Raw genomic sequence first — 12660 nt, 5'->3', positions numbered from 1 at the left:
ACTTTTTTATTTAACTCAAAAGTCCTCATTATTGATAGCGCTGTTGAATTAATTCTCCCGCGATGCTAATCGCTAACTCTTCTGGTGTTTCGGCTGCAATGTCTAAGCCAATTGGCATGAAAATTCTTTCAATTTCAGTCATTGTATAACCGACCTCTTTTAACCGTCGAACTTGTGAAGCAATTTTGTGTTTGCTCCCCATCACACCAATATATTTGGCTGGTGTTTCCAATAACTGTTTGGCAACGATGAAATCAAAATTGTGTCCTCTGGTAATTACTATACCATAATCGTCCGCCGTTATTTCAATAAACGCAGCTAAATTTTCTAAAGGAATAACCCGTAGTTCCTCAGCTTGTGGAAAAGCTTGTGCCGTCAAAAATTCTGGACGATCGTCCACTACAACGCAATAAAACGATAAATAGTTTAAAATAGGTACCAATGCGCGTGCGACATGACCACTTCCAAAAATATACACTTTCCCTACTTGGAGGATCGCTTCTGTTAAAAAAGTGATTTCCTCTTTTTGCTCACAATAGATACCTTTAGGTAGCAAACTTAATTCCCCCTCCCAAGAAGTGGAACCAATCAATTTGCCTGTTTCACTATAAAAGGATACTTTTCCTAAATTGTTTTGATCTAGTTCAGTCATTAACCAACCTTGTTGATTATTTTGAAAATGCGTTTCTATGGACTCACACAACTCTTTTAAAAATGGCGTTTCCCATGAAAGATAATGGAAAAAAATCGTGACATTTCCGCCACAGACCATGCCTAAATCAGCAATATTATTCGGGGCTAAAATAAATTGACGTTGTGCATTTTCTTTCTCAATAAGTAGCTTTTTTGCCACTTGTTCAGCCTGAAATTCAACCGCGCCACCACCAACAGTTCCGGCTATTCTACCTTCGGCGGAAACCAGCATTCTAGCCCCTTGACTTCGTGGTGTAGATCCTGAACTTGTACCAATCGTTAATAACATCGTGTCTTGCTTTTCCAATATTGCCTGTTTCAAACGCTGAAATACTTCTCTCATTTCAGTTCCTCCGATACTACATCCTGTTCTTTAAATATTTCTTCAAAGCAAGCCTCTACCTGTTGATACACTTTTTTCTCAAATAAAAGATATTGATCAATCAACTCTTTTCCTTGATCCGTAACAATTGACCCGCCACCATTACAACCACCAACACTTTTGATAATTAATGGAAAAGATAGCTCTTCTTCAGCTACCCGCACAATCCGCCATGCCTTATTATAAGACATTTTCATCTCTTTTGCCGCTAAGTTTAGTGACCCAGTTTGCTGAATTTTTTGTAAAACTTCGACAACGCCAGGACCAAAAAAGTTCCGATCTGTTTTTAATTTTAAGTTTAAGGAATACGTAAACATCTTCTCCTCCTTTATTCGTTCATTTTTTTATAGATAACGTAAGGGAAAAAGGATACGAAAGCTTACTCACTTTCGTATCAAAAAAAGCAATCTTCACTCAAGTGCTACGCGCTTTTTTGGTTTTAAAATGACATTTAAAAGGACTGCTACCAAAGTGGTTAAGATAACTTCCGAATTACCGAAAATCGTTGTTACCCAAGTTGGAAAACCAGCTAAGCTTCCAGTAGACAATGTGACACCAATTCCAAATGCTAGAGCTGTTCCGACAACCCCAGTATTTCGAGGAGTCATTTCCTGCGAAGCAATCATCCGAATACCTGTCATAGAAATAGAAGCAAAAACTGAAATCGTTGCGCCACCAATTACTGCGTAAGGAATCGTAGTTAATAACGCAGCTACTTTCGGAACAAAACCAGCAATTAATAATATAACTGAAGCGAAAACCAGAACATACTTATTAATCACTTTTGTTACCGTAACCAGACCAACATTTTGTCCAAAAGTTGCCACTGGGATTGATCCAAATAAACTGCCAATAAAGTTAGTGAAACCACTCCCCATAATTCCGCCAGATAATTCTTCATCCGTTGCATCCCGATCCATTGCCCCAACCGTTGTTGCTGTAAATTGACCGATGGCTTGAACAGCATCAACAATAAACATCACTACAAGCGTAAAGATAGGTACCAGTTGAAAATCCAGTCCAAAATGAAACGGGGTAATTACCTGAACGATTTTAGCATTTTGAACTGGTTCAAAACTAACCATCCCTAAAGCTAAAGAAATCAAATAACCAATAACCATTCCGTTTAAAATTGCGGATAACTTCAAAAATCCTTTTGCAAAATAATTGAAGTAAAAGACAATCGCAAAGGTTAATAATGCAACTAACCAATTCCGTGCTGAACCAAAATCAGCACTACCAGCTCCTCCTGCCATATATTTAATCGCAACTGGAAACAAGGATAGTCCAATGCTTAAAATAACCGTTCCTGTTACTAAAGGCGGAAACAACACACGGATTTTTTTAATGAACAAACCAACAATAATAACAAGAATACTGCCAACTAATTGGGAACCAAAAATTGCTGCAATCCCAAAATCAGCTCCGATGGCCATCAAAATCGGTACATACGCAAAACTTGCACCCATCATAACTGGTAACCGTGAACCCACTTTTCCAAAAATAGGGAAAAGTTGAATTAACGTGGCAACTGCTGAAAAAATCAATGATGTTTGAATCAAAATAGTTGTATCACTAGGACTTAATTGGCAAACTTTGGCAATCATGATTCCCGGTGTGACAATCCCTACTACTGCTGCGACAACGTGTTGCAATCCCATCGGAATTGCTTCAGAAATTGATAGTTTCGCATCATATTCAAATAATGCTTGCTCTTTTTTTTCATTCATAGGATCGTTTCCTTCTTCTTTTTATTCTAAAAGGATTGTTTCCCTTAATCAGTAAAGAATGCAATCCTTTTTCCCTCAGAAACATCTTAAAAATTATCCTTTGACAGCAACTGCTTCAATTTCAAATAAACCATCTTTTGGCAACTTGGCTACTTCTACACAAGAACGTGCAGGCAAAACTTCTGAAAAGTAATTCCCATAGATTTCGTTAATTTTGCTAAAATCAGACATATGTTGTAAAAACACCGTTGTTTTCACAACATTATCATAGGTCATCTCGACCTCTTTTAAAATCGAACCTAAATTGATAAAAGCTTGTTTTGCTTGTTCTTCCACTGTAGCCTTCATTTCACCCGATTGCGGATCTAATCCTAGTTGTCCAGAAATGTACAACGTATTTCCCGCTAAGACAGAATGTGAATAAGGTCCTACAGCAGCTGGTGCCTGTGCAGAATTAATCATTTTGTTTGTCATCGTTTTCCTCCATTCTATGATTCTTTATTTTCAATTAAAGTCCCTGTTTTTCCAGATAATCCTTCTTTGGCTTTTTCTAATAACGTAATCAATGTTTTTCGACCTGGCTTAGATTCAGCAAACTTAATCGCTGCTTCAACTTTTGGTAACATTGAACCTGGAGCAAACTGACCTTCTTGCGCATATTGTTTCATTTTTTCTGTTGAAATATTCCCTAAGGCTTCTTGATTTTCTTTACCAAAATTAATACAAACTTTTTCAACTGCTGTTAAAATCACGAGCAGATCAGCATCTACTTGTTCAGCTAGTCGTTCACTACAAAAATCTTTGTCGATGACTGCATTTACCCCTTTCAGTCGGTTCCCTTCTTGAATGACTGGGATGCCACCACCGCCGCCAGCAATGACTGTTTGGCCAGCGTCAACCAATGTTTGAATCGTGAGAAGTTCGACAATATTTTTGGGTTTAGGGGAAGCGACGACTTGGCGGTAACCACGGCCAGCATCTTCCATCACTTGTATATTTTTTTCTTTGACTAATTGTTCTGCTTCTTCTTTTGTCATGAAGCGGCCAATTGGTTTCGTTGGTTTTTTGAACGCCGGATCATTTTCATCCACGACCACTTGAGTGACTATGGTGGTGACGGCTTTACTTATATTTCGCTGACGCAACTCTTCTTGTAGCGCATTCTCTAAATCATAGCCAATGTAACTTTGACTCATGGCTACGCACATGGATAACGGAACAACTGGATATTGTGGATTATTAAAGGAAAATTCTTCCATAGCTAATTGAATCATCCCCACTTGAGGACCATTGCCATGAGATAAAATAACTTCATATCCTGCTTCAATCAAATCTGCAATCGCTTTGGAGGTCTGTTTTACGGCAGTCATCTGCTCCGTCAAATTATTTCCTAAAGCATTGCCACCTAAAGCTACTACGACGCGTTTGCCCATTGCTTCACCTCATTTTCTGTTTTATAAAAAGGACGATGCTTTTTCTTTTTCACAACGAGTTTTCGTATTAACTGTCTGTTGTCGTTGCATGAAGTCAACGCACATGACTAAGCGTTCTTGACTCGAGACAATCACACATTCATGAATAGACTTGGGAAGGTCTTATTTGTTCATGTTGAAGAGGCAACTTCTAATGATTCATTGTGTAAAGAAAAAGCATCTGTCTTCATGCCAAATTCATTATTTTACTTCTCTTGGTGTCGCTTTATCCGCTAAGTCTGTTAAGGTTTTTTGCGGATTTTTTACTTTACTTAAGAAAATCATAGCCGCAATAACATACGGTTTGTAGCTAGCTTCTTTGTAAAGTTCGACCCGATAACGATCGAAAACAGAAGCTTCCACTTCGCCTTCTTCACAACTAACGCCAGTAATATCAGCTGGTAGACAATGCATATACAAAGCTTTGCCGTCTTTTGTTGTTTTCATCAATTCTTCTGTACATTCCCAATCTTTGTGCTTTTTATTTTGAGAAAGTAATTCTTGTTCTAATTGATCAATTCCTGCTTGGTCACCATTGCCATATAATTCAGTTCGCTTTTCCATTGCCGCAAAAGGTGCCCAGCTTTTCGGATAAACAACATCCGCATCTTTGAATGCTTCTGCCATACTATTCGTTTTAGTAAAGTTTCCACCAAATTCTGCTGCATTTTTCTTCGCAACTTCTTCTACTTCTGGCATAATTTCATAACCTTCTGGATGTGCTAAGACGACATCCATTCCTAAACGGGTCATTAGACCAACAATTCCTTGAGGAACAGATAATGGTTTTCCATAAGATGGTGAATACGCCCAAGTCATGGCAACTTTTTTCCCTTTCAGGTTTTCAATGCCACCAAATTCATGAATTAAATGCAACGCATCCGCCATTGCTTGCGTCGGATGGTCAATATCACATTGTAAATTCACTAACGTTGGGCGTTGTTCTAATACCCCATCTTTATATCCTTCTTGGACAGATTCTGATACTTCGTGCATGTAAGCATTGCCTTTACCAATGTACATGTCATCACGAATACCAATGATATCAGCCATAAAAGAAATCATGTTTGCTGTCTCACGAACAGTTTCTCCGTGAGAAATTTGACTTTTTCCTTCGTCTAAATCTTGAACTTCTAAGCCCAAAAGATTACACGCTGAAGCGAAACTAAAACGTGTTCTTGTAGAGTTGTCGCGGAATAAAGAAATCCCCAAGCCACTATCAAAGATTTTAGTTGAAATATTATTTTCTCTTAAATAGCGTAATGTATCGGCAACTGTGAAAACAGCTTCTAATTCATCTCTTGTTTTTTCCCAAGTTAGGAAAAAGTCATTTTCGTACATTTTTTCAAATTCTAATTTATCTAATTTCTCAATATATTCTTTAAACGTTTCCATTCCATCTGCTCCTTTTTTCTTGTCTAATAATCCTTTACTTAACCACAATAGACCGTTGGTAATGCCGCATAAACGGCTGCACAACGAACCAAATCATCTTTCCAAGTTTTTTCATTTGGTGCATGTGCTTGTGCTTCCGCCCCTGGCCCGAAACCAATACAAGGAATGCCATTACGTCCCATAATTGAAACGCCATTTGTTGAGAAGGTCCACTTATCTAACAATGGGCGTTCTTCACGCATTTCCACTGTTTCTACAGAGCCTTTCCGTGTTTCTCCATAGAGATTTTTATGCGTTTCCATCAAGGCTTTTGTTACATCATGATTTTCTGGAATTACCCACGTTGGGAAATAACATTCAATTTCATAAGTTAAATCAGTATAAGAAGGACGATCATAGTTGTACATTGAAACCGTCACATCATCTCCATATTTTTTAACAGCTGGTAAATTACGAATTTCTTCTAAACAACTTTCCCAAGTTTCTCCAGCTGTCATTCGACGGTCTAGTGAAACGGTACAGCCATCCGCAACAGCACACCGACTTGGTGAAGAATGGAAAATTTGCGAAACAGTCACCGTACCACGTCCTAAGAAACGGGCTTCTTGCCACTCTGGATTGTACTTAGGATCTAACATACGAACTAAACCACGAATCGCTGTGCTTTCTGTATCTCCATTGTTGTTTAAGGCACGAACATCTTGTAAGATATCCGCCATTTTGTAAATGGCATTATCTCCACGTTCTGGTGCTGAGCCATGACACGAAACGCCTTTGACATCAACTTTAATTTCCATTCGGCCTCGTTGACCACGATAAATCCCACCATCTGTTGGCTCTGTTGAAACAACAAATTCTGGACGGATACCGTCTTCTTTGATAATGTACTGCCAGCATAAACCGTCACAGTCTTCTTCTTGGACAGTAACTGTTACCAAAGCAGTGTATTTTTCTGATAATAGACCTAAATCTTTCATAATTTTAGCGCCATAAATAGCTGAAACAATCCCGCCTTCTTGGTCAGATGTACCGCGACCACCGATCTCAGTTTCTGTTTCATAACCATCGTAAGGATCAAATTTCCAGTTACTCATTTCACCAATTCCGACAGTATCCATGTGCCCATCAAAAGCAATTAATTTTTCACCAGACCCCATATAACCAAGTAAATTTCCTTGAGGATCAATGTCAATTTTATCGAAACCTAATTTTTCCATTTCGGCTTTTGCTCGCGCAATTTTGTTGCCTTCTTCTGCACTTTCTCCTGGAATTTTGACAAGGTCTCTTAAAAATTTGACCATATCTTCTCTGTAACCTTCTGCTGCTGCATTTACTGCATTAAAATCCATTCCTTTTACCTCCATAAAATTTTTTTATAATTGTCTGGATCAGTGTCCCCTTCGGTAGAAAACATTAAAACGTTTGACGTCTCATCCAGTTGCAATGCCTCACGTAATTCTTGATAGTCGGGATCTTGCATCACTGTAGCTACTAAGCCCATTGCTACTGCCCCAGATTCGCCTGATACAACTTGCGGATCCCCTTTTAATGGCGCGCCCAACATACGCATTCCTTTTTCAGAAACCCAATCTGGTGCTGAAACAAAGAAGGATGTATGATTTTTTAGAATATCAAAAGAAATCGTATTAGGTTCTCCACATGCTAGGCCAGCCATAATTGTCTGTAAATCACCATCGACAAAGCGAATTTCTCCGTCTTTTTTAATTGCTGATTGATATAAACAGTCAGCCGCCTGTGCCTCAACTACGACCATAATCGGTGGGTTTTCTGGAAAAGCATTAGCAAAATAACCAATCACCGCCCCAGCTAAACTGCCGACACCAGCTTGAACAAAAACATGACTAGGTCGTTCAGAGCCAAATTTTCTTAATTGTTGAGAGGCTTCTAACGCCATCGTTCCATATCCTTGCATAATCCAAGTTGGAATTTTTTCATATCCGTCCCAAGCGGTGTCTTGAACCATGACACCGTTTTCAGTTTCTTCGGCCATTTTATTAGCCATTCGCACACATTCATCGTAATTAACTTCTTCGATTGTGACGGTTGCGCCTTCTTTTTCAATATTTTCTTTTCTCGTCTGTGTTGAACCCTTTGGCATGAGTACAACTGATTTTTGACCTAATTTATTCGCAGCCCAAGCGACTCCTCGTCCATGGTTGCCATCAGTTGCTGTAAAAAACGTAGCTTGTCCAAAAGCTGATCGTAATTGATCAGAAGTTAATTCATCATATGTTAGTTCCGAAACATCTTTCTTTAATTTTTCGGCAATATAGTTAGCCATGGCAAACGAACCACCTAAGACTTTAAAAGCATTTAAACCAAAGCGATAAGATTCATCTTTAACAAAGAAATCATTTAACCCCAGATACGCGGCCATATGATTCAATTCTGCTAATGGTGTTTCTGAATACTGTGGAAAACTTTTGTGAAAAGCCAAAGCTTTCTCAATTTTTTCTTTAGACATCAGTGGTAAGTACTTATCCTCCGTCTTCGGCATTTCATTTGCTGTCCATTTAATTTTTTCCAAAAATACTTCTCCTCCTTCTATTTTTAAGTTGCTTTACGAAAAACAAATTTTCCTTGATTTGCCAAGATGACTTGCCCAGCTTCAGCAACTTTTTGACCTCTTAAATAAACCATTCGAGCCTGTCCTTGTGTTTCAAATCCTTCATACGGCGTATAATCGACATTTTGTAACTGCGTTCTCGCAGCAATCACGCCGGTTGTTCTAGGATCCCAAACAACTAAATCGGCATCACTGCCTTCTTGCACCACACCTTTTTGTGGATACATCGAGAATTGTTTAGCAATATTTTCAGAAAGCAGAGCAACCATTTTTTCCAAGGTGATTCGGCCCTTCGCCACACCTTCCGTGTAAATTAATTCTGGTCTCGTTTCAACACCTGGCATCCCATTGGGAATTTTACTAAAATCATCTTCGCCAACTGTTTTTTGTCCGTGAAAATTAAAACTGCAGTGATCTGTCGATATTGTATTGATTGCCCCCTCTTTAATCCCTTGCCACAAAGCCTGTTGATCCTCTCGTTTGCGTAGTGGCGGTGAGCAGACATATTTTGCTGCTTCAAAATTAGGCGCATCATACAAGTGATCATCTAGTAAAAGATATTGAGGGCAAGTTTCTACATAGACTGATTGTCCTCTTTGACGAGCCCGTTCCACCGCTTCTAATGATCGTTTTGTGCTTAAATGCACAATGTTAACCGGCAAATCAGCCATTTCCGCTATCATCAAATATCTTGCTACCGCTTCTGCTTCAACAGCCGCCGGTCTTGATAACGGATGATAGTGCGGGGTTAGCTTTCCTTGAGAAACATATGATTGGATTAATTCATCTACTAAATCACCATTTTCACAATGAACGCCTAACATTCCATTAACTTTTTTTATTTCTTTCATCGCTTCAAAAATTTCCGCATCTGTGGTCCGCAAGTTATCATAAGCCATATACATTTTGAAGGAAGTAATACCTGCAGCAATCATTTCCTGAATTTCAGCAGCTATCGTTGGGTTCCATTCGATCATGGACATATGGTAAGTATAATCACATGAACTCTTGCCTTCAGCCAATTGATTCCAAGTAGCTAAACAGTCTTTCAATGAGCCACCTTTATTAGGTGTAGCCATATCAATAACCGTAGTCGTACCTTTGGCCACCGCCGCTTGGCTGCCAGTAGTAAAGTTATCCGCCGTACTTAACGAACCTTTGCCATTATTTAATTCCAGATGCGTGTGCGCATCAATAAAGCCTGGTAATACATAACACCCCGTAACATCCTCAATCTGAGAATTTTCTACTGGTAAATTTGCCCCCATCTCTACAATTTGCTCGCCGTCAATTCGAATATCCAATTGACGACGATTATATGCAGATACGACGGTTCCACCTTTGAGCAGAATAGACATTTATTTATCCCCCAGTCGTAAATTTCCTTTTATGCTTGCATACAATAAGCATATTCTTCAATCATAGTTACCATTAATGCAATTAAATCTTCTGGTACATCTAATCCTTGATCTGTTAATTGAATTGTTGACACCGTTCCCCATAGACGCAGTAAACAAATTTTATCCACAGGATTTTGAACATAGAAACCTGAATTAGTACTGTCATAAAAATCAGCTTCACTGTTAAATAAGGTAAATTTGTCTTTGTAAGGGGCACTTGCATAAGGGCAAAATGTTTCACAGTTACCACATTCGTTACACATCCGATCAACATGGACAATTTGTGGTTTTCCTTCGACATACACAACAATATTTGCTCGGTTTGGACAGACATCCATACAAGATTCACAAATTGTGGAGCATTCTAAGCAACGACTAGCTTGACTACAAGACATCTCGTCTGTCACAAGGATACCCCGTTTGTTTCTAACAAATGCGACATCACTATTTAAATTATCTTTTTCATAGTGATGATTGTGGACAAGACAAATATTATTGGCCGCTTTGGTTGCATCAGCAATTGCTTCAACAATTGTGGCTGGTCCTAAATTAGCGTCACCAATGACATAGACGCCTGGTATATTTGTTTCCAATGTTTCTTGATTTGAAACGACTTTCCCATAGTTGTCTGTGTGAATGCCTAATGCTTGGTAAAATTCTGTATCTACTTTTTCACCAACAGCGGCAATCACTGTATCAGCAGGAATATCAATCATTTCTCCTGTACCAATCGGACGACGGCGTCCAGAAGCATCTCGTTCACCTAGGACCATTTTTTCACAAGTTAATTGTTGATTTTCATGTTTAATTGGCGAAAGTAATTCTAAAAAGTCGACACCATCTTCTAAGGCTAAATAAAGTTCTTCTTCATCTGCTGGCATATTGCGTTTATTCCGACGATAAACCACTGAGACTTTTTTAACACCAGGCAATGTTGTGGCTGCACGAGCACAGTCCATGGCTGTATTTCCGCCACCAACGACGACAATCTGTTCCCCGTAAGGATTAATCGTTGGATTTTCTCGGTTTGCTTTTAAAAATTCTAACGAGTTCAATGCTCGCCCAGATTCTAAACGAAGGACCCCATGTTTCCATGCACCAATGGCATAAATAACATTCGTATAGCCTTGGTTTTTCAATTCTGCCAATGATGGCGCCTCTTGTCCTGTACGGAATTCAACTCCCATAAATTCCGCTAACTGAACGTCTTTTTGAACAGATTCCATAGAAATTCGAAATTCTGGTACAATCTGGCTACAAACGCCCCCAATTGTCTCGGATTTTTCAAACACAGTAACAGGCATGCCTTCACGTGCTAATAAATACCCAGCAGAGATCCCTGCAGGACCTCCACCCACAACAGCTGTTTTAGGTGCATTTTCTTTTGGCTGTGGCTTTTCTAGTGTCGTCAATAATTCATCATAAGCATGTTCAGCTGCTTCTAACTTCACTTCCCGAATATGAATAGATTCTTCATAAAATTGACGTGTGCATTTGGTCATACAAGGATGTGCACAAATGGTTCCAGTAATAAAAGGCAACGGATTTTTATCGACAATTACTTGCAAGGCCTTTAAATAATTGCCTTCACTTACATAACGAAGGTAAGCAGGAATATCCTGATTGATTGGACAACCACCGTCACTTCGACAAGGAGCAATATAACAATCTGTTAATGGGACTGTTTTTCTTAGTTTGGTACTTTCTGGTAATTTAATTGATTTTTGGTAACGCGCTTGTGTTTTAGCTTTCTCAACAACTTGGGCTAATTTATCCAAGTTGACATGAACCATCTGAGGATATTCTGCTGCGCTTAATACATTAGCAACTTGATTCATTCGTTGATAGCCACCAGGTTTCAACAGCGTCGTTGCCATAGTGATTGGCCAAATCCCAGCATCAAATATTTCTTTACTATTGAAAATATCTGCACCGCCAGAATAAGAAATTTGTAGTTTCCCATCAAATGCTTCTGATAATTTTTGTGCCAATGAAATACTAAGAGGAAATAGCGAACGTCCTGACATGTACATTTCATCACCAGGTAATTCATTTGCTGCAATCGTTACTGGGAAAGTGTTCGTAATTTTAACTCCGAAGCTTAGATTTTTACTATTGGCTAATAATTGCAGACGTTGTAACATCGGTACTGCTTCTTCAAATTGTAAATCTTCTTTAAAATGGTGATCGTCAAAAACCATATAATCAAACCCTAGCTCATCCATCGTTTGACGCGCATATTCATAACCTAACATGGTTGGATTACATTTAATAAAGGAATGGAGCCCTTTTTCACTTAATAAATAGGCCGCAATTCGTTCAATTTCATCTGATGGACAGCCGTGTAAAGTCGACAGCGTAATAGAATGACAGACTTTAGGACTAATTGCTTCGATATATAAGTCATCTACTTTTTTTAAATAAGATAGATATTTTTTGGCAGCTGCTTGGCATTCCGCCCAAATCGGCGTTCCTTCTGCGTTCTGCATTTCGTTAATATAACGATCAATTTTTGGTGATTGAATCCCTGCCAAATCATAGCCAACACTCATGTTAAAAATGAAACCATTCGGGTCACCTAGCTCAAACTCTTTACTCAGTAACTTCAAAACAAACCATGCTTTGACGTATTCATCATAAGCTTGGGGAACGCGCAATTCTGTGGACCACTCAACGTTGTAACATTCATCCGCTGCTGCGATACATGGTTTACTCACTGGTAAATCTTCTCCATCCAGTATCTGGACTGTCTTAACTTCAAAAAAACGAGAACCTGTTAAATAGGCCGCAATAATATTTTGTGCTAATTGTGTATGAGGACCTGCTGCTGGACCACAAGGGGTTTCCATTTTTTCTCCAAATAACGAAATCGTTTTTGTAGGATCCGCATGATAAAATTTACGAATGCCAAAAATTGTGCCATCTTGTTGATACTCACTAAAAATCCAATTTAATAAAGCCTCAATTGAGATGGGATGCATAATATCACTCATTAACGTCA

The 12660-nt window shown here is 38.9% G+C and carries 10 protein-coding genes; all 10 read right to left on the bottom strand.

Annotation, left to right across the window (positions count from 1 at the left end; genetic code table 11):
* Positions 1-28: 28 nt before the first annotated feature.
* The 10 genes from IGK86_RS04260 to ygfK all read right to left on the bottom strand — a co-directional run bounded on the left by IGK86_RS04260 (position 29) and on the right by ygfK (position 12652).
* Positions 29-1036 (bottom strand): XdhC family protein, encoded by a 1008-nt coding sequence (locus IGK86_RS04260; protein ID WP_010713177.1) that lies wholly within the window; start codon positions 1034-1036, stop codon positions 29-31.
* Positions 1033-1392 (bottom strand): winged helix-turn-helix domain-containing protein, encoded by a 360-nt coding sequence (locus tag IGK86_RS04255; RefSeq protein WP_002356595.1) that lies wholly within the window; start codon positions 1390-1392, stop codon positions 1033-1035. Before IGK86_RS04255 ends, IGK86_RS04260 begins: the two co-directional genes overlap by 4 nt.
* 93 nt (positions 1393-1485) lie before the next feature.
* A complete protein-coding gene (locus IGK86_RS04250; RefSeq protein WP_002356594.1) occupies positions 1486-2805 on the bottom strand; it encodes a nucleobase:cation symporter-2 family protein in 1320 nt (439 codons plus the stop codon).
* Positions 2806-2898: 93 nt separating this feature from the next.
* Positions 2899-3279 carry a RidA family protein gene (locus IGK86_RS04245; RefSeq protein ID WP_002356593.1) on the bottom strand — a complete coding sequence of 127 codons (381 nt, stop codon included), beginning with the start codon at positions 3277-3279 and terminating at the stop codon, positions 2899-2901.
* Between the two features lie 14 nt (positions 3280-3293).
* Entirely contained in the window at positions 3294-4238 is a 945-nt protein-coding gene (gene arcC, locus IGK86_RS04240) for a carbamate kinase (protein WP_002359647.1), read from the bottom strand.
* A 240-nt stretch (positions 4239-4478) separates the two neighbouring features.
* Entirely contained in the window at positions 4479-5672 is a 1194-nt protein-coding gene (ygeW, locus tag IGK86_RS04235; RefSeq protein WP_002359643.1) for a knotted carbamoyltransferase YgeW, read from the bottom strand.
* 38 nt (positions 5673-5710) lie between these two features.
* Positions 5711-7036, bottom strand: coding sequence for a YgeY family selenium metabolism-linked hydrolase (locus IGK86_RS04230; protein WP_002362247.1), 1326 nt, complete (start codon positions 7034-7036; stop codon positions 5711-5713).
* Positions 7027-8220, bottom strand: a complete 1194-nt coding sequence (dpaL, locus tag IGK86_RS04225; RefSeq protein WP_002356589.1) for a diaminopropionate ammonia-lyase — start codon at positions 8218-8220, stop codon at positions 7027-7029. Before dpaL ends, IGK86_RS04230 begins: the two co-directional genes overlap by 10 nt.
* 23 nt (positions 8221-8243) lie before the next feature.
* The gene (gene hydA, locus IGK86_RS04220) at positions 8244-9617 is read right to left on the bottom strand and encodes a dihydropyrimidinase (RefSeq protein WP_016616770.1); all 1374 of its coding nucleotides are present in this window, start codon (positions 9615-9617) and stop codon (positions 8244-8246) included.
* A 29-nt stretch (positions 9618-9646) separates the two neighbouring features.
* Complete coding sequence (gene ygfK, locus IGK86_RS04215) at positions 9647-12652, bottom strand: putative selenate reductase subunit YgfK (RefSeq protein ID WP_438742079.1); 3006 nt, start codon at positions 12650-12652, stop codon at positions 9647-9649.
* Between the last annotated feature and the right edge of the window lie 8 nt (positions 12653-12660).

The sequence above is a fragment of the Enterococcus sp. DIV1206 genome, assembly GCF_051712485.1.
GTDB lineage: Bacteria > Bacillota > Bacilli > Lactobacillales > Enterococcaceae > Enterococcus > Enterococcus faecalis.
The sequence above is the reverse complement of the archived record's forward strand: the minus strand, read 5'-3'. Positions and strand labels throughout refer to the sequence as shown.

Coding starts and splice junctions, on each gene's coding strand:
- hydA (WP_016616770.1), bottom strand. CDS start 9,617: ATGTCTATTCTGCTCAAAGGTGGAACCGTCGTATCTGCATATAATCGT.
- ygeW (WP_002359643.1), bottom strand. CDS start 5,672: ATGGAAACGTTTAAAGAATATATTGAGAAATTAGATAAATTAGAATTT.
- IGK86_RS04250 (WP_002356594.1), bottom strand. CDS start 2,805: ATGAATGAAAAAAAAGAGCAAGCATTATTTGAATATGATGCGAAACTA.
- IGK86_RS04230 (WP_002362247.1), bottom strand. CDS start 7,036: ATGGAGGTAAAAGGAATGGATTTTAATGCAGTAAATGCAGCAGCAGAA.
- IGK86_RS04260 (WP_010713177.1), bottom strand. CDS start 1,036: ATGAGAGAAGTATTTCAGCGTTTGAAACAGGCAATATTGGAAAAGCAA.
- IGK86_RS04245 (WP_002356593.1), bottom strand. CDS start 3,279: ATGACAAACAAAATGATTAATTCTGCACAGGCACCAGCTGCTGTAGGA.
- arcC (WP_002359647.1), bottom strand. CDS start 4,238: ATGGGCAAACGCGTCGTAGTAGCTTTAGGTGGCAATGCTTTAGGAAAT.
- IGK86_RS04255 (WP_002356595.1), bottom strand. CDS start 1,392: ATGTTTACGTATTCCTTAAACTTAAAATTAAAAACAGATCGGAACTTT.
- ygfK (WP_438742079.1), bottom strand. CDS start 12,652: ATGAGTGATATTATGCATCCCATCTCAATTGAGGCTTTATTAAATTGG.